Source organism: Pseudoalteromonas rubra, from assembly GCF_005887095.1.
Taxonomy (GTDB): domain Bacteria; phylum Pseudomonadota; class Gammaproteobacteria; order Enterobacterales; family Alteromonadaceae; genus Pseudoalteromonas; species Pseudoalteromonas rubra_E.
Genome location: NZ_PNCI01000001.1, coordinates 25,171 through 42,897, shown reverse-complemented (window position 1 = coordinate 42,897; position 17,727 = coordinate 25,171). Strand labels below are relative to the sequence as shown.

At 46.1% G+C, this 17,727-nt stretch carries 13 protein-coding genes; 4 read left to right on the top strand and 9 right to left on the bottom strand.

The features are described 5' to 3' along the window. The first annotated feature begins 63 nt into the window (after positions 1-63). Positions 64-534: a bacterioferritin gene (gene bfr, locus CWB99_RS00170; protein WP_046003410.1), complete on the top strand. Its 471-nt coding sequence runs from the start codon at positions 64-66 to the stop codon at positions 532-534. A gap of 9 nt (positions 535-543) precedes the next feature. Then, positions 544-1,008: a bacterioferritin gene (bfr, locus tag CWB99_RS00165; RefSeq protein WP_138551998.1), complete on the top strand. Its 465-nt coding sequence runs from the start codon at positions 544-546 to the stop codon at positions 1,006-1,008. 57 nt (positions 1,009-1,065) lie between these two features. On the opposite strand, the gene CWB99_RS00160 is transcribed toward bfr (CWB99_RS00165), so the two are convergent. Continuing rightward, entirely contained in the window at positions 1,066-1,260 is a 195-nt protein-coding gene (locus CWB99_RS00160) for a (2Fe-2S)-binding protein (protein WP_010380974.1), read from the bottom strand. Between the two features lie 331 nt (positions 1,261-1,591). Between CWB99_RS00160 and CWB99_RS00155 the strand changes: the two genes are divergently transcribed. Beyond that, the gene (locus tag CWB99_RS00155; protein ID WP_138551999.1) at positions 1,592-6,085 is read left to right on the top strand and encodes an EAL domain-containing protein; all 4,494 of its coding nucleotides are present in this window, start codon (positions 1,592-1,594) and stop codon (positions 6,083-6,085) included. 42 nt (positions 6,086-6,127) lie between these two features. Here CWB99_RS00155 and CWB99_RS00150 read toward each other — a convergent pair whose 3' ends face one another. The 5 genes from CWB99_RS00150 to CWB99_RS00125 form a co-directional block, all read right to left on the bottom strand. Next, positions 6,128-8,887 (bottom strand): ATP-binding protein, encoded by a 2,760-nt coding sequence (locus tag CWB99_RS00150; protein WP_138552000.1) that lies wholly within the window; start codon positions 8,885-8,887, stop codon positions 6,128-6,130. Positions 8,888-9,205: 318 nt separating this feature from the next. Further along, on the bottom strand, positions 9,206-10,096 hold the full coding sequence (locus CWB99_RS00140) for a cation diffusion facilitator family transporter (protein ID WP_138552001.1): 891 nt from the start codon (positions 10,094-10,096) through the stop codon (positions 9,206-9,208). A 109-nt stretch (positions 10,097-10,205) separates the two neighbouring features. After that, positions 10,206-10,916: a nuclease-related domain-containing protein gene (locus CWB99_RS00135; RefSeq protein ID WP_138552002.1), complete on the bottom strand. Its 711-nt coding sequence runs from the start codon at positions 10,914-10,916 to the stop codon at positions 10,206-10,208. A 14-nt stretch (positions 10,917-10,930) separates the two neighbouring features. Further along, positions 10,931-11,920 carry a beta-propeller domain-containing protein gene (locus tag CWB99_RS00130; RefSeq protein WP_138552003.1) on the bottom strand — a complete coding sequence of 330 codons (990 nt, stop codon included), beginning with the start codon at positions 11,918-11,920 and terminating at the stop codon, positions 10,931-10,933. Positions 11,921-12,103: 183 nt separating this feature from the next. Next, positions 12,104-13,129 (bottom strand): WD40 repeat domain-containing protein, encoded by a 1,026-nt coding sequence (locus CWB99_RS00125; RefSeq protein ID WP_138552004.1) that lies wholly within the window; start codon positions 13,127-13,129, stop codon positions 12,104-12,106. A 409-nt stretch (positions 13,130-13,538) separates the two neighbouring features. Between CWB99_RS00125 and CWB99_RS00120 the strand changes: the two genes are divergently transcribed. Continuing rightward, positions 13,539-13,754 (top strand): hypothetical protein, encoded by a 216-nt coding sequence (locus CWB99_RS00120; protein WP_128064431.1) that lies wholly within the window; start codon positions 13,539-13,541, stop codon positions 13,752-13,754. Between the two features lie 47 nt (positions 13,755-13,801). Here the strand turns inward: CWB99_RS00120 and CWB99_RS00115 are convergent, their stop codons facing one another. The 3 genes from CWB99_RS00115 to CWB99_RS00105 all read right to left on the bottom strand — a co-directional run bounded on the left by CWB99_RS00115 (position 13,802) and on the right by CWB99_RS00105 (position 17,654). Next, entirely contained in the window at positions 13,802-15,283 is a 1,482-nt protein-coding gene (locus CWB99_RS00115) for a trehalase family glycosidase (RefSeq protein WP_138552005.1), read from the bottom strand. A 9-nt stretch (positions 15,284-15,292) separates the two neighbouring features. Then, entirely contained in the window at positions 15,293-16,528 is a 1,236-nt protein-coding gene (locus CWB99_RS00110) for an MFS transporter (protein WP_138552006.1), read from the bottom strand. Between the two features lie 121 nt (positions 16,529-16,649). Beyond that, positions 16,650-17,654, bottom strand: a complete 1,005-nt coding sequence (locus CWB99_RS00105) for a LacI family DNA-binding transcriptional regulator (RefSeq protein ID WP_138552007.1) — start codon at positions 17,652-17,654, stop codon at positions 16,650-16,652. Between the last annotated feature and the right edge of the window lie 73 nt (positions 17,655-17,727).

Here is a 17,727-nt window from a genome sequence, read left to right as displayed (position 1 = left end):
TGTTGACATGTGAATTTATATACGTACACTGGCGACAATTTAGAACGAATTGAGGTGACACATATGCAAGGCAAGCAACAGGTAATCGATGCATTCAACGCGCTACTGGCTAACGAATTGGCGGCCATTGATCAGTACTTTATTCATTCTCGTATGTATGACGACTGGGGACTGAATAAGCTTTACGAGCGTCTTAATCACGAAATGGAAGAAGAGACCACCCATGCGGACTGGCTGATCAAGCGTATCTTGTTCCTTGAAGGTGTCCCAAATATGACTAAACGCCGCGATCTGCTGATCGGTAGCGATGTCAAATCCATGATGGAAAACGACCTCAAGCTCGAACTGGAAGTGGTAGAAAGCGTGAAACACGCGATCAAAATCTGCGAACAGGAGCAAGACTACCAGTCAAGAGCGGTTTTGGAAAAGCTACTGTTTGATACAGAAGAAGACCATGTTTACTGGTTAGAACAACAGATCGGGCTGATTGACAAAATCGGCATCCAAAATTACCTGCAATCTCAGCTGGCATAAGGAATCATAATGAAAGGCGATAAAGCAGTTATTAGTGCACTCAATACCGTGTTGGCGAACGAGTTAGTTGGTATTAACCAGTACTTCCTGCATGCACGTATGTTTAAAGATTTCGGTTTCACTCAGCTGGACAAAGCGGATTACAAAACCTCAATCCAGAAAATGAAAAATGCTGACCGACTAATAGAGCGCATCTTGTTTCTTGAAGGCTTACCAAACCTGCAAGACCTGGGTAGACTCAAAATTGGTGAAAACAGTGAGGAAATGATTGCGGCCAATATGGCTTTTGAGCAAGCGTCTTTAGGGGATTTGGTTGACGCCATCGCCTTGTGTGAAGAAAAGCAGGACTACATCAGCCGAGAAGCACTGGACAATATCCTCAATGAGCAGGAAGAGCAGATAGACTGGCTGGAAACTCAGCAGCATCTCATTAAAGTCACTGGCATTGAAAATTATCTCCAGACTCAAATGTAATACTAAAAAAGGGCCATAAGGCCCTTTTTCTCGAGAATGCTATTTTTATATCGGGTATTAAGCAACCTGCTCGGTGACATCGACGATATCAATCAGCTTTTCGTTCAGTATTTTCTTCGCACAGTTGCAGCACTTACCGCACTGTGAACCTACACCCAGCTCTTTGCTCAAATCGCGCATTGACCTTGCACCATCATCAATTGACTCGGCGATTTTTTTATCCGTGACACCGTGGCAAATGCAGATATACATAACTGAAAACCATTCTCAATAACTTTAACTGAGTACAATTTTAATCTAAACAAAAATGGTTATCAACAACAAATGCAGAAATAATGAGAATAATTCGTAGTTGCATTGAAGCGTGTTCTGATACACCTTTCAGTTCAATGGTTTATAATTGCGTTGTGGCAGGTTTTTTTTGTCAAAAAAGAGCTGTATGGCAGCATTTTTACGAAATCCCATTCTGCTCATCATATAAATTGGTATAATTAGCATAATCTGAGCAAAGTATGACTCAGCGAATGTTACTGCACAAAAACGTGAATGGACTGCTCACTGATGTGCGCCCAGGAACGTGTGAATGAACAACTGGTTCAAAGCAGTTATATTGTCCTTTTTATTTATGTGGCACGGTGTGGTTGCACAGCCTTATTATGCGAATCAGATCAGCCGACTGTCAACGCAAGAAGGACTATCCCAGTCCAGTGTCACCGGGTTTGCACAGGACAAATACGGCTATATCTGGATAGCAACCCGACAGGGCCTGAACCGCTTTGATGGTAACCAGTTTAGTGCTTTTCATGGCCAGAAAACCTTCTCTGGTAGTGACATTATATTGATCCGATTGTTAGATAATGACCAGCTTTTTATATCAACCGTCCAGTCAGGGGCCTTTTTACTCAATACCAATACGTTTTCCCTGATTAAGTTATTTTCCCAGGATAGTCGCCAGGGTATTGCGCCAGATGCCGCCGTCGGTGCAGTGACCCAATTTGGTAACAACTACGTCATTGCCATTGAAAACGTGCTGTATCAGATAGATACCAATACCTACACTTCGCAGCGCCTGGCGACCCTACCAAATGGTGCTTATATTCGAACTTTGCTAGCATGGCACGATACATTACTCGTCGGCACAGAAACGGGTCTCTTTCAGTTAAGCAATAGCCAGCTCGTTTCACTCAGTCATTTAGGTCACACCAAAAAGTCGGAGCTTAACAGCAATGTAAAACTGTTAAAGCCAGATCCCGCGTTGGGATTACTTGTGGGTACTGTGGAAGGCTTATTTGTCGTTCCCTCCAAAGACAAACAGTTACAAACCGAGCAGGCATACCAGCTGGTTCCAGAGCTGAATATTTGGGCACACGAACAGGGCCCTTATGGGGAGTACCTGGCAACAGACTCAGGGTTGTTTCTTGTAGACCGCCGCAACCACGCCGCCAGTAAGATATTTTCGTTTAGTGACAGTCGCTATCTGACTCCACAAAACACCATTCCAGCCATGCTATTGGATGACCATGGCAACGTATGGATGGGCTCCAACAATAGCGGCGCATTTATTTGGCCAACATCGGCTTACCGCTTTAAGTTACTGGCTTTTCACGAAGACAACTTCAACAATAACATCTGGGCCATACACCAGGACAACGACGGTTCGCTCTGGCTCGGGAGTGATGACGGATTGCATCATTTTTCAGCCAATAATCACACTAAACTAACGCAAAGTTATTTTAGAGCTGTTAATCACAAACCTGCTTATGGCAGTCATGCTGTGTATAACATCTATACCTCGCCTTATTTGGCAGACAATATCCTCCTGCTCGATACCAGATCAGGTGTTAAGCAGTTTGATATTAAAACCGGGCGGGTATCCAACCTGGCCGTATCTGGTACACATTCCCCTGTGGACGACTCGGAGCACCTTGTTGGCTCGTTTATGGTTGATCAACGTACTCTGTTGTTTCATACACATCACAATATTTATCTATATGACCTGGCACTGCAATCCATCACAACACTGAGTGAATTGGAAGCTCAACTCGATACCCTGCAGAGCCTGTTGTTTTTACCTGCCAGACCCAGTAAACCAGATGAACTGCTGTTTAGTACGCCCGAGGGGTTACTGAGTTATAACAGACAGAGTCACCAAGTGAGCACTATCTGGCAATCTAATAAAAAGTCGGGTAATGCATACCCCGCAGTAAACGACTGGGAGCAGGACAGCCAGGGGCGGCTTTGGCTGGCAACCAATAGTACGGGGCTAGTAGGCCTGGATACCAGCAGTTATCAACCCATTATACATATCACCGAAAATCAAGGGCTGCACTCGAACACCCTGTATGAGATTGAGCGCGATCTGCACAATAAACTATGGGTTAGCAGTCAAAGTGGTCTTTATTCTCTCAACCTGGCATCACTGCAACTCAACCATTATGACCACAGAAATGGGCTGGTCACCAATGAGTTTAACTTAGGCGCAAGTCGGGCCTTGCACTCGGGAGAACTTGTATTTGGTACACCCAATGGCGCCGTAAAGTTTAATCCCGACGCCTTTATCTTATCCGCCGAAGAGGAAAAAATCAGGTTTTCTAATGTACAAGTGATGTCCAGGCCCTTTCTGGTGTCACCGGCACAACTGCATGATCAGACTTTGCAGTTCGAATATGATGATATAGGGTTTCGATTTGAGTTTAGCCAGTTTAACCTGTTCGGCGTGCGGCAGCACTTTATTAATGCACGTCTGTCTGGTCCTGTTTCTGTCGACATCCAAAATATCAAAAATAACTATGTGTTTTTTAATAGCTTAAAGTCAGGTGAATACACGCTGTCGCTGTCGGAGTACAGGCCTGGAAGCGATGAAGTGCTCTCGAACTCTCAGCTGAACTTTCAGGTTAAACATGCCTGGTGGAACACACCGCAGGCAATAACAAGCTATTTGCTGTTTACCATAGGCTCTCTCGCGATTATCTATCGCAGACATCGCCTGAAGCAACGCGCTTTGCGGCAGACGTTTGATGAACTTGCCAATGCAAAAGCCCAGATAGACTTAGCGCTTAAAAAAACACAGAGCGGATTATGGAGTATGGATATCCAGACTCAGCAAATCTCCTTGCTCGGCAACTCGAAAGGTCCGAGTCAACGTAAGCCTCTATCTCTGGCGTCTTTCTTTGACAAGGTTCACCCACAGGATCGAGAAATGGTGCGACGTCAGTGGGCACGCTTTCTCGCCGCACCTGACAGCCAACTTTCTATTACGTACCGAATATATTCGCAACAACAAGGCTGGCTTTGGTATCACGATATCGCTAAAGTCAGTGAGTGGGCTCCCTCGGGAATGCCGCTAAAAGTCTCGGGGGTTTACAGCAATATCACTGAGCACAAAGCAAGTCAGCTGAATGCTGCCATGTTTGCGCAAGCCCTGTCCCAGATCCAGGATTGGTTATTGATTCTGGATAATAATCTACAGCTATTATCCGTAAACCAGAGTTTGTCCGCCGCATTTGCCCTCGGCGATCAAGACCCCCAGAAACAACTAACCCGCTCAAAATTAGCAAAATTACTGGGCCGACAGCAACTCAGTCAGTTGCTCGCCGTACTGCGAAAAATACAAGCACGCGAGAATATCAAGCAGGAAGTGGACATCACCTTTGATGATGAACGACAAAGCACAGTTCAGCTCAGTATTAACGCGATTGCCGATGAGCAAGGTGATATTGAGTTTCTGGTCATCGTTGGCTCGGATTTATCACAACAAAAGCAGGCACAAAGTGAGCTGCGTTACCTGGCTAATTTTGATGCCCTGACCGACTTGCCCAATCGTAACCTGATGCTACAACACATTGAGTTCGCAATTTATAATGCGACCAAAAATAACACCGGGTGCGCTTTGTTGTTTATCGATCTCGACAAGTTCAAGCCCATTAATGACGCCTATGGCCACTCTGCCGGAGATCAACTCCTCATCGCAGTCACTAAAAGGATCAACAGTGTACTGACGCAGCACTGTATACTGGGGCGGCAAAGTGGCGACGAATTTATTGTGTTGGTTAAGACCTTCGAAGACATTGCGCAAGTCACAGAACTGGTACAGCAGATGATCAACACTCTGTGTAGTAAATACGACGTGGATGGTATTTCAATGAGTATTTCGGCCAGTGTGGGGGTCGCTATCTTTCCATTCGATGAGCAAACTGCCGAAGGCTTACTGCGCAACGCGGATATCGCCATGCTCAGTGCTAAGCAAAGTGGCAGAAATAACTTCAAGTTCTTTACTAATGAGATGAACGCTCACCTGAGCAGAAAACTGAGTCTGGAGGCGGCTCTCAAAGAAGCTGTAGAAGAAAACCAGTTCTATAACCATTATCAGCCAATCATGAATACGACAAATCACTCTCTGACGGGGGTGGAACTCCTGATGCGCTGGCAATTAGATTCAGCGCCAGTTTCACCAGCTGAATTTATTCCCATTGCAGAGGATGTTGGCTTAATTGAGCGAATGACAACACAAGCCCTGCGTAATGCGCTGCAAGAGCTGGCTCCGTTTTTTCAGCAACAGAGTTCATTTTATCTGTCGCTGAATTTGTCACCTCAGCACATAATGCGTGATAATCTGGCAGCATCACTGAACAGCATTATCGCTGAGTTTGACCTGAGTAATCATCAGCTCAAGTTAGAGATCACCGAAACCAGCTTTCTGGCCGACAGGCATAAGGCCAGTAAAACCCTTTCTGAGCTTAAAAAGTTTGGTTTTACACTGCTTCTGGATGACTTTGGCACAGGCTATTCTTCTCTTACTTACCTGAGCCAGTTTCCTATCGATATTATCAAAATTGATCAAAGCTTCATTCGCACCCTGGAAACACATCCTCACAATCGCTCGATTGTGAAAACCATTTATATGCTTGCTCAAAATCTCAATATGGCCTGTATTGCCGAGGGCGTTGAAACCGCTCAACAACTCAGCTTTCTCAGGGATTTAGGATGCGAGTATATGCAGGGGTATTATTTTTCAAAGCCGCTTAGTGTAAAAGGGCTATTTGAAAAGTACCCACCCGATGTTGCACGAGTGAGTTAGATGACGGGCATACAATTGTATGCCCGAACAGGACTTGATTGTTTAACCCTGCCATCTCAGCAGGCATTGATACAGCGCGTCGGGCTCAATGGGTTTAGAAACGAAGTCATCCATACCTACCTGCAGGCATTTAACCCTGTCTTCGTTAAATGCATTGGCTGTGATAGCCACAATGTAGGGTGTGCCATACAGATCCGGGTTTTGTCTGATCCGACGCGTACAGTCAAAGCCATCCATATTTGGCATCTGACAGTCCATCAACACCAGAGGAATATTATTCCCTTTCAGCAGAGCCAGTGCATCCAGGCCATCATTTGCCTTGGTCAGGCTACACCCTGTATGATCCATAAGCTTAGCGGCAACGATCTGATTTATGGGATTATCCTCAACCAATAAAACATTTACCCCGCGTAAATTTGGTGCATTAACCTGTTGTTTTTCTTCATGCTGAGCTTCTCCTGGTTCAGCAGGAATAATCACAGAAAATGTACTACCCTGACCTGAGGCACTTTCCACCTCAATAGAGCCGCCCATGGCTTCTACCAACCGCTTGCAAATCGTTAACCCCAGACCCGTTCCACCGTATTTACGCGTGGTAGAGACATCTGCCTGGATAAACTCGCCAAACAGCAGCTTTTGTTTTTCCTTCGCAATACCAACGCCAGTATCTATGATGGCAATATGTAAAGCACCATTAATATATCGAGCATTCAGTTTAATACTGCCCTGCTCCGTAAACTTCCCCGCGTTGCTAAGCAAATTATTAATAATTTGCGTAATACGCAGCTCATCCAGCAACAGATATTCAGGTACAGAGGCGTCTACATCAGAACTAAACGATACCCCTTGCTTAACACCTGTTTTGCAAAATGAGGTTGTCAGAGCATGCAATACCTTATGAAAGGCAACATCCTGCTTGTCTAACTCTAGTGCTCCGGCTTCTATTTTTGAATAGTCGAGAATATCATTCAATATTAACAATAAGTTATGTGCCGACTGGTAAATAATCTGCAACGACTCAGCGGTAGACTGATCGAGTGTATTGCGCTGCATATCCGCAGTCATACCAATGATGCCATTGAGTGGCGTGCGAATCTCATGGCTCATGTTGGCCAAAAACAAACTCTTAGCAGAGCTGGCTTTGTTTGCCCGGTCAAGCGCATCAATCAGCTCTTCCGTTTTCTCCTGAACCTGCGTCTCTAACTGGGCATTAAAGTTTGTCAGCTGGGCATTAAGAGATTGATTTTCCTGATTCGCTTTTTGCAGCTTTTTAAAACTCATTGAGAGCTTAAATGCCAGTTGGGTAAATTGCTGTTGTAATGTAATGACTTCAAGAAAAGTCGCTTCTTCTTTGGGCGACAAGTCATCATTACGACTGGCAGGGTCAAAACTATTGAGCCGGCTACTCAAGTCATGCATTGGGTTAATCAACATGCGGGTCAGCTTACTCACCAGTACACTGCTGAGCGCGATAATAAACAAAGCAAGGAAGAAAGATTGCCCCCAGGCAGATGCAACCGCCATATTGACGTACTTGCGCTCAATTAAACTGATGACCTGCCAGCCAAACTGCTCGGAGCGAACGCTTCGCCGGTAAAACACTTCCTCTGTTTTACCGATATACAGGTTTTGATTGTCATTGGTTAACGTGTCCAATGTGGCGTCATTGATCTCATCGAGGGTATTAAAGTCAGACTTTAACGAGCTAAACACTACCTTATTATTGCTATCGAGTATCATCAGGTGCCCCATATGAGACAACACTCGAGGGATAAACTGCTCAAATGTATTAAAAAATACCGAGCCTTCCACTATTCCGTCAAACTCGCCTTGTTGATAAATAGGCGCCGATATCGCCACTATCGAATCATCACCAAAGCCTCTGCCACGGAATATCCCGGAAACGAATCCACCTGGGTAGTAAGGTGCCTGGATAAAATACTGACGATCGGAAACTGCGGGGACTTCCCCTGCCAGGCTCGTTCTTAGGGTGTCTGGATAAAAGTGAGTAACCAGCCCGGACTGCTCTGCCGTAATCGCTGTTCTGATATTAGGATAAGACTCGACCAGCCGGGTGATCGTCTGCTGCTTGTCCAATCCTCTTTCAATATTGTAGGCAGCATCGGCCAGCGCCCTGCGATGATTTCCCAAAAAGCTGTCTATGCGCTGTGCGGTTGTATTTGCCACGTCACTCAGCTGTGCCCTGACCTCATATTCAATGCGCTCATAGTGACTGTTAGTCAGCATAATCGTGGTGACCAGAACCACCAGAATGATAAGGTGGCTGATCATATAATTTAAAATGCGATACAAGGGCTTGGCTTGCCAAAGTTGTTTGAACAAAAACAACGACAGCAAATCAACAATAACCAGACAGATTGCGGCATTGATAAAATACTTAGCCAGTGCAGTCATGATCACAAGCAGATTGAGATCCAGGGCAAACTTGCCGAACAGGAAGAGCAGCGGGACACCAAATAGCACCCAAAATGCTAACCCCCGCATAAACAGAGGTTTATTGGGCCTGACACAAAACACCTGTAACCAGGCAATCTCTAACAGAAACACCATAGAGGGCCAACAGTGGCCCCAACGGTAAAATATAAACGCCGCGCCGATTGCTACGCACAAGAGCGCGTAGCGCCAACCTAACGACATTAATGCAAGAATTACAAACAGTTGCCCGAGCAAAAACTCGGAGCTATCCAGGAACCATAAAGGTAACAGGTTTGCAAACCCACCTAACAACCCGAGCAAAATCGCAATTGCTACCTTAGGTAATGCGTTAATTTTCTCAAACAATACTCAGGCTCCTCTGGCTCTAAACACTTTCATGCAGCTGTATAATACCAATTTCACTCAATACCTGGTCAATTTGAAGGAGCAAATATGACGCTAACGGTGTTAAAAATTTCTCATTTAGAACAACTAAATAGCAAAATTTTTGCCTGGTTATCGAGCATATTTTCTCGCCTCAAAATAGACCACTTAATTAAGCAAATTGGTATAAACAACCGCTTGCATCTATTCAAAACAAATGTCGCCTGATTGACGCTGACTTATGATTTAAATTTTACTGATACTGTTAAAAAGTAAAGGAAAAACTGAGTTTTGCCAAGTTTAGTGGTCGGGACAATCGTGGCTTTCTATTTGCAGAACACATTGTTTCACCGCAAACCCACTCATTAGGGTCCGCTCGACTTCTAAACGACAAGCCTCGTCGTGCATTTCATTGGTACAATGATGTTTCAGCACAATATGCGCACCAACCGTCAACTGGTTATCCAGCATAGTCACCGTGACATTATGAACGCTGTCGACATGCTCCGTTGACAGGATTGACTGTTCCAGTTTTTCAACATCGGGTAACAGCTGCGCTTTTTCTCTCAGCCCCTGAATGCAAGTATAAATAACCTTAATTCCGGTAAACAAAACAAACACCGAAATCAGCATACTAGAGACAATGTCAATGACTTCCCAGTTAGTTAGGTGAATAAGTACACCCGCGACAAAGGTAGAAATGGTGGAGAGTAAGTCAAAGAAGGAATGTAAAAACACCGCGTAAACATTGATGCTATCCTTGCGCCCTTTATATAGCACCCAGGCAGATGCACCATGGAACAAGAACCCAACCGCTGCAATACTCGACATCGCAAACGCATTGACGTTCAAATCATGACCTTGACCATGATGGCCAAGCCGCTCACTGCCTTCAAGCAGGATAATCACAGCGATGGACAAGTACAGCAGACCGTTAAGCAGACCGCCGGTATACTCGGCTTTCTTGTAGCCATCGTTGTATGTTTTAGCGAGTTTAATAGCAATAGTCGAAGCCAGTAGCGCAATAAACAAAGAGCTATTGTGCACAAATAGGTGCCCAGCATCGGCAAGTACCGCCAGCGAGTTGGCGTAATAAGCGCCAATAACCTGAATGATCATAAATGTACAGGTGAGTGCAAGTGCGATAAGAAGTCGATTACGAGACGCTTGGTGTGTAGTCAGATCGGTCATTCGAGCAGTTTAATGCCTTATAAAAAACAGCAGGGGAAATGATAAAGAGTCGCAATTGTACCCTGAATTCAATGACTGCGCATCAAAAATGTCTGTGCTGCGCTATATTTCAGGCACTGAGCCGCTTGTGGTGGTCACCATAGGCTAAAACGGCTTGTTCAAATAAGCGAGTTTGCTCATGGCTAAACTGACAGCGTGTATATCTGAGTATATCCAGTGCGACTTCATTCACAGTGCAACAATCAGCCGGCCGGGTTGGGCTAAACTCAGCCTCATCAGGAAAAACTGCAACCCAGCGTACGCCAAACGGCGTATTGAGTACACTGGCCAGTGTTGACGCACGTTGTGCCGCAGCAGAGAGTGGATTCGGCAGATAATGTGTTTTGTTTTTGTAGCGACAAGGCCAAACCTGACTGTCCGTTTCTACCGCAATAAGCCCCTTTTGGTCGATTACCACAATAACGAACACACCAAAAGGCGATAACACAACACAGTCGAGGGACAGCGCTTCTAACTGGTTCGGATATAGATGGCGGCTGAGGATAGTATAGTTTTTTGCATCTAGAGAGGTTGCCAGGTTTTGATAGACCTGCCATTTATGTTTTGCAGACTGCTCTTTGTCAGAGTGACGCTGTCGTACATACAAATATCGCCCCAGCGCCCATAACAAATAAACACAAAAACATAACGCAATCAGATTTAAAGCTGTGAAACTTGATACCTGCTCCATAACAGGTTGTACAGCAGTATCTGGCATGGCCGTTACGCCACAAACCACACTACCGATAACCCACAAGCAAGCCAAAATCCATCTATTCATGCCCTCACCTTAATTTAGCGTTGAGCCAATGCGTTAAGCGTCCACGCCTCCAAAATACCGTCACTACTTAGTGTCAGAAGTGAATTTCTATCGGCCGCATACATATCTATGATAGTGGCGCCATCGTGCACAAAGTTAATTTGCCATGTTCCAAGCTCTTCACCATTTTTTGTATTCCAGATACTTAAATGAGACTTAGACGACGACGTTGCCAGCAGTTCACTGCCTCTGATAAACAGAGCCTTACGAAAAACTTTAAACCGCGACATATACTGTAATTCACTGATACTCTGTCCGTCGGTCAGCGATGTAACCACTTGCTCATTCAAGGCATCGGAGGCAAACAGTGCCGAGAAATCATCACTGACAGCAACGCTGGTTACTCTGTGATTAAACTCTTTCATAAAAATAGGCTCTGCTGAGCCAAATTTCCACAGTGCCAGCTTGCCATCTTGTGCACCGGTAACAAATAGCTCTCCTTTTTCGTCCCAAAACACATGCTGAACTGGCCGGGAATGAGGTGCGAAGCGGTTATTTATCTGTGTATGTAAATCCGCCATATTGATGGTGCCGTCTGCCATAGCAACAATGGCCTTGTCATTTTTAGGCGAGATGGCCATGGCAGTGATCACTGCGCCAGGAGTCACACCACCAAAAGCAACTTTAGTCACCAGTTTACCTTTATCAAGCGACCAAAATGCCAGCTCAGTCTCACTGGCAATCACCAGCATCTGCAGGTCTTCAGACAGTGCCACATCTCGCACAAACCCGGGGGTTTTTGCTTGCGGTACGGTAAATTCCACATGCTGGGTAGCGACATCCCACACCTGGATTTGCTTTTGATTGTCAAACGTAACAAGTTTACTGCCGTCCTTTGAAAAATGGCCCAGTGCGATGCCACTTTCATTTAACCTGCCAACGTTACCCTTACTTAGCTGAACCTCTTCACTGCATGCACTCAAAAAGACTACACACAATGTCGCCAGCAACACCCTTAACCACATAATTTTACTCGTGACACCACAAAAAACGCCATTATACGTGCATTAAAAGAGAGTAAAAAGTACACATATAGATTGCCTGCAAAGAAACTCGCCTGTACGCCTACATTAACCAAAGCGAGACTCTGGCTCCATTACATCTCAATAACACACCACTCGAGGAATCAACAGCAAGAACCGCACCACTCACTGGCGGCCATTCACTAAGGTGCTGATCTGCCATAATTCAATAAAACCATCACTGCTCAGGGTGAGTAGTTCGCCGTGTGAATTGGTATGCATATCCAGTATTGTCGCGTCCCGGCTGTGTGCTTTGATAAAATAGGCGCCAATTTCCTGTCCATTTTGAGCATCCCATAGCGTCCACCAGGCTTTTGAAGAACCGGTCGCTAAATAGCGTTCATCATCACTGAATGCTGCGGCACGAAACCATCTGAAACGTTCCGGGTAACTCAGGCTGACGTCATACTCTGTGCCAGAATATAGCGAAAAAATACGCTGCTCATTAAGTGCATCGGATGCAAATAACCTGCTATTGTCATGGCTCTGTGCAATGCTGGTGATGCGGCGATCAAAAGAAAAGCCGCGCTTGGTTGCCAATGTGTGAGCATCAAACAGCAGCACCTGACCATCGTGACCCGCGCTCAGCAGAATCTGGCCCTGCGCACTCTTCGCGACATGTATCACTTTGCTGTTGTGGAGCTTGGCTTTTTTAACCAACTGATTGTCAAGATCCAGTAAATTAACGGTGCCATCGTTTAGTCCAACCAATAGATGATGTGGGCGAGTATATAAACGCAGTGCCGACACTTTTGCCAGCTCATCGCTGGGGTAAACAGTAACGGTTCCCAGCAGTTTTCCTTGCTCAATGTCCCACACTTCAACAAACTGACGAAAACCGATGGCAATTTGTGAGTTATCTTCACTGAGACTGAATGCCTGAATATTGCCCTTTGCAGCATCGCTGGCAGGAACGGGATCGGCTAGCTGAAACAAACGCATTTGCGTTGCAACGTCAAAAACGGCAAGTTTATCTCCAGGGTCATGTAGTACGGCATAACGACCGTCAACAGAAAACTGACCCTGAGCCCCGCTTTGATCTAAATTGACCAATTGAGTGTCATTGTCCTGAAGCGGTTCCTTACATGCGGTCAAATTTATGACGATAGCCATACACAAACCAACAAAGAGTTGTTTTGCTAATTGAGTCACCAGCCTCACCTCCTGTTAACGTGTAATGTGCTGTAATGTACAAATATTATACAGCACTATAAATTTTGACCTGCCTGCCGTGAACTGGTTCATTTGGCAACGTCTCTTATTTCCCCTGGCAGCGAGGTTTGCTGCCAGTCTTTTGCATCTGGGACTATACTTATATTGGTAAGCATAAACACATTGCCAACTTGGGAGAATAAACTGATTGCCGACTGTTAGGGGTTTCTCAACTTAGCGCAACTAAAGAGTCAATTTTGTCAGGCTATCGCCCATAGTGTATGGCATCTCAAGACTGGTTTTTATGTATGCGAATTAGTTTTAACTTTAAATGCTAATTCAGGAGGTTTCCATGCCCAGCCCCCCAAGGCGCACAGCCAAAGGTCATGTTTCTGATCATGGTGCCGCAATGAATAAGGCGCTTAGCGCTGACAAACGTAAAAAATTTGCCGAGAAAGCGAATCAGGCTTATGAAAAAAAACACCCAGAACAAACTAATATAAAGAAGGAAATTGCCAAAAACAAGGCGGAGAGAGAAGCTAAATCAATCGTTTACAAACTTGAGTTTGTACTGTTTGTTATTGTTCTGGTCGCCATTATTGTGCGCATTGTGTTTATGGATTAAGCAAGTAAAACGGGTCATGACAGCCGCCACATCATGACCCGTGAACGCTAATCTTCCAGCAATCGGTATAACCGGCTGGTCACCCCATTGGTCCAGCCGAAGCCTTGCTGTACCAGATATTCACCACCACCTGCGCGTACCCCAGGTTCAACCACGTTATACTTTTCCAGCAGGCAAGCGTGTTGCTCAAAGTCGCGCTCCAGCATAGCCAGCCAGCGTCTGGCCACTGTGACTGCCAGCTTCACATAACCATAATTCAGCATGCCTTTCACCGCAAACCATTGTAAGGGTGCCCAGCCATTTGGGCTATCCCACTGTTGCGCTGTATTGGTTAGCGTAGTCACCAGCCCCCCGGCTTTTAGAAAATCCAGTTCCAGCCTCTGCACCATAGACTCCGCCTGCAACTGACTTGCCAGTCCCAAAAACATAGGTACCACTCCAGCCAGCGACATCACCTGACTACGTGTTTGCAAAGCAATATGATAATCCATAAACCAGCCCTGCTCTTTGTCCCATAAATAGGCCTGGATGAGCCGCTTGCGTTGCTGGGATAGTTGCAGATAGCAGGCGCTCTGTGCGCTGTTGCCGAGCGCTGCGTAACATTCACTGAGCTGCCATTCCAGCTGTTGCAACAGGGCATTTAAGTCAACGGGTATGCGCTGAACCGTATTAATACTGCAAAGCTGCTCAGGATCGTCCAGCCAGCGGCTGCTAAAATCCCAACCCGACTCACACGCGGCGCGAATATTACGATAAAACAACGCGCGATATTCAGGCTCCAGCATACTGGCCGACTCAATATCCTCCTTGTAGGACTCAGGCCTTGGCTCCGCACAGTCATCCCAGAAGCGATTCATTACTCCGCCACATGGCATGCGCACGACCCTGCGGCTTTCAGTCAGTTCATCATTCAGTTGGTCGCTGTCAGCCATCCAAAAACTATGCTCCTTTTGCAGTGCATCAGTCACTTTACGCAACCATGCCTTGTCCTGATGATGCGTTTGCCAGAGTAAAGACACCATCAATGCAGTCACGGGCGGCTGTGATCGACTGGTGTAGTAGCTGCGGTTACCATTTGGCACATGGCCAATACGTTCAATCAGACTGACAAAGTTATCCAGCATATTCGACACTTGCCCGACGTGGCCAGCATCCATCAGACCCAAAGCCGTAAAATAACTGTCCCAGTAGTAAATTTCGTTAAAGCGACCACCCGGAACCGTATAGCTCGCGGGCAAATCAAGCAATGACGACGCATTACCCGTCTGAGGGTCACGCGCCAGACGTTGCCATAGCTGGCCGATATAGTCTTTGACCGAGGTGGCTTGGAGTTCAGTCAGTTCAGGCTGTGGCGCAAAGTCAAAATGACGTGCAACAAACTCAGTCAGTTCTTGAGGGCATTCGCTGTCATACAAGGCACAGGCCTGCTCCCAGCTCTGTTTTGGAATGGCATCTGCAAACTGTTTGCTATCCGAAAAAATGCCCTGCATCTGCACCGCTTTAAACAAGTTTGATTGTTCAAACTGCATCTATAACTCCTAGAGTGCGCAAGCGCTGGTCTGTGCCTTTGCGCGTCGCTTAAACAAAAATAACGTAACGGCAATACCGCTCATGGGGATCAAAGACAGATAAAACGCCTGCTGGCCACCAATGTATTCAAAAACAAATCCGGTGATTAATGAGCCCGTTGTGCCGCCCAGGGCAGAAAACACCACGATAAGACCTGTCATTGGCGCATGCTGACGTTCATCCAGGCTGCTCAGCATCACCGAGTTGATCACAGGATAAATAGGTGCCATCAGTAGTCCAATTAAAGGCATAAGGTAGGCTGCCAGCGGCGCTTCAAACAGGCTGTTCACTTCTTTTGGATGCAGATTTTCCGTCATAGGTAAGGTCAGTAATACCAGCGCCGCCATACCAACTAAACACACATTAAGTAGTTTGTACCAGTGGATATGCTTGAGTAACTGACCGGCCAGCAAACGCCCAACGGCCAGACTGGCTGCAAAAATACTGGTCAGCTGCACCGCGATATCCACGGGCAAATTCAGTACCTGATTGTTAAAGGTCGGCAGCCAGGTGCCTACGCCCTGCTCAATTAATACATATAAAAATGCCGATAACACAAAAACCAATACCAGGGGCTGATAGGTCAGTTTCAGCATACCTAAAAATTCGTCTTTTAATGGCTGCTCTTTGCTGTATCGGGGCTTCTTCATGGGGGCACTGATCACTAACAATGCGGTCACCAGGGTCAGTGCGCCCAGCAGGTAATAGACATTGAGCCATGCCAGTGAATCAGCCTGCTCGCCGATAAACGCGGCAAAGATCCAGTAACCACTGAGTACCCCAACCATAAACAGACCTTCAATGGTGTTAAGCAAACTCGAGTGCCCCTTTGCATCGTCTGTTACCTGACCTATTAACGCGTAAACCGTTACTTTGACTATCGCAAATGCACAGCCAACGCTTGCAAATAAGGCTTTTAAAGCCCAGAAGGCCCCAAGTACAGGCGTTAGCAAACACATCACCGCAACCACAAACAAAGCGCCTAATAACGCTAACCGATAACCGATCCGGGGAATAAACGAGGCAACAAGAAAGGACACAATGGCAATGGGGATATCTTTAAACCCTTCCAGGCTGGCAGCCTGGGCTTTTGACACTGCAAAGGTGTTAATAGCCTGCAAAATGACGGTGCCGACACTGTTGAGTAAAATCGCAAACAAAAAGTAGCAGGCCGCCATGGCCAGCACGACTCTGGTGTGCTTCATAGGATGACTCTGTAACTATTCAATAACAGTCAGTCTAGCCGCGAGAATTCATTTTTGCAATCGTTTGCAATTCTAAACTAAAAAAAATTGCTCAGTTTATTTACAGCGTCAACGGCCGTAATCAGCTTGACTGACGCATGACAAGTTCAACATCCAATTGGGCAGAATCAGGCTTATCGCCCTTTAACTGCTCCAGAAGCTTATCTACCAACACTTGCCCTGCCAGACGGGTATTCTGTTTGATGGTGGTCAGTGAAGGTGAGCTGATATCGGCCATCGCTATATCATCAAACCCAACCAGTCGCACATCATTGGGAATGCTGACATACCGCTCTTTAAGGGCTTTCATTGCGCCCAGAGCAACCATATCACTACAGGCAAAAATACCATCAAAGCTCAGCCCTTCTCTCAGTAAAGTCTGATTAATCACCTCATACGCCGCCAAACTGGTGATATCGATTTTCAATAGTGAAGCCGAAGCCTCAGGTTCTTTGCTGATTTGATCGCAAAACCCACGGTAGCGCTCTGCCAGCTCAGCGTGAGCAGGATCACCCATAAATAGCAAGCGTCGAGCTCCTCTGTCCAGTAAGTGCCGGGTCGCGGTGCAGCCAGCCAGATAATTATCACTTCCGACAATGGCATACTCTCCCTGTGTCTTGGGATCGCCCCATACCACCAGAGGGGTCCCCTCGATGGCGGCACGTTCGATGCGTGCCTGCTGTTTACCCTGACCGACCACTATCACGCCATCGGCTCGACGACCATCGATAAAGTACCCGTGCCAGTCGTCACCTGCCATGTAGGAATTAGACAGCAAGAGTTCATAGCCCTGGCGATTAACCGCCAGGTTAATATCGCTGACCACTTTAAGCAAAAACGGGTCGTCGATTGATTGCTCCGTTTCAGCATCAAAGTTAATTAATACCGCAATCACATTGGTTTTTTGTAATCTAAGACGGCTGGCCGCCGCATTGAGGCTAAAGTTGTGTTTTTTAGCCAGCGCCTGCAACTTATTGCGGGTTTCTTCTTTGATCAGCGGATTATTATTCAGCGCCCGGGACGCCGTAGACGTAGACACGCCTGCCAGTTTTGCCAGATCCGCCAGTTTCATTTTTTTTGACTGCATGTATAACGCACCACCAAAGAACCAATGTAACAATTTGAATATATTCATTTTTAAAACAGAGTCAATGCTCTGA

What these genes read in the sequence shown, in the direction of transcription:
- CWB99_RS00130 (WP_138552003.1), bottom strand. Translation starts at nt 11,920, where the DNA reads ATGTGGTTAAGGGTGTTGCTGGCGACATTGTGTGTAGTCTTTTTGAGT.
- CWB99_RS00105 (WP_138552007.1), bottom strand. Translation starts at nt 17,654, where the DNA reads ATGCAGTCAAAAAAAATGAAACTGGCGGATCTGGCAAAACTGGCAGGC.
- CWB99_RS00140 (WP_138552001.1), bottom strand. Translation starts at nt 10,096, where the DNA reads ATGACCGATCTGACTACACACCAAGCGTCTCGTAATCGACTTCTTATC.
- CWB99_RS00155 (WP_138551999.1), top strand. Translation starts at nt 1,592, where the DNA reads ATGAACAACTGGTTCAAAGCAGTTATATTGTCCTTTTTATTTATGTGG.
- bfr (WP_138551998.1), top strand. Translation starts at nt 544, where the DNA reads ATGAAAGGCGATAAAGCAGTTATTAGTGCACTCAATACCGTGTTGGCG.
- CWB99_RS00110 (WP_138552006.1), bottom strand. Translation starts at nt 16,528, where the DNA reads ATGAAGCACACCAGAGTCGTGCTGGCCATGGCGGCCTGCTACTTTTTG.
- CWB99_RS00115 (WP_138552005.1), bottom strand. Translation starts at nt 15,283, where the DNA reads ATGCAGTTTGAACAATCAAACTTGTTTAAAGCGGTGCAGATGCAGGGC.
- CWB99_RS00120 (WP_128064431.1), top strand. Translation starts at nt 13,539, where the DNA reads ATGAATAAGGCGCTTAGCGCTGACAAACGTAAAAAATTTGCCGAGAAA.
- CWB99_RS00160 (WP_010380974.1), bottom strand. Translation starts at nt 1,260, where the DNA reads ATGTATATCTGCATTTGCCACGGTGTCACGGATAAAAAAATCGCCGAG.
- CWB99_RS00135 (WP_138552002.1), bottom strand. Translation starts at nt 10,916, where the DNA reads ATGAATAGATGGATTTTGGCTTGCTTGTGGGTTATCGGTAGTGTGGTT.
- bfr (WP_046003410.1), top strand. Translation starts at nt 64, where the DNA reads ATGCAAGGCAAGCAACAGGTAATCGATGCATTCAACGCGCTACTGGCT.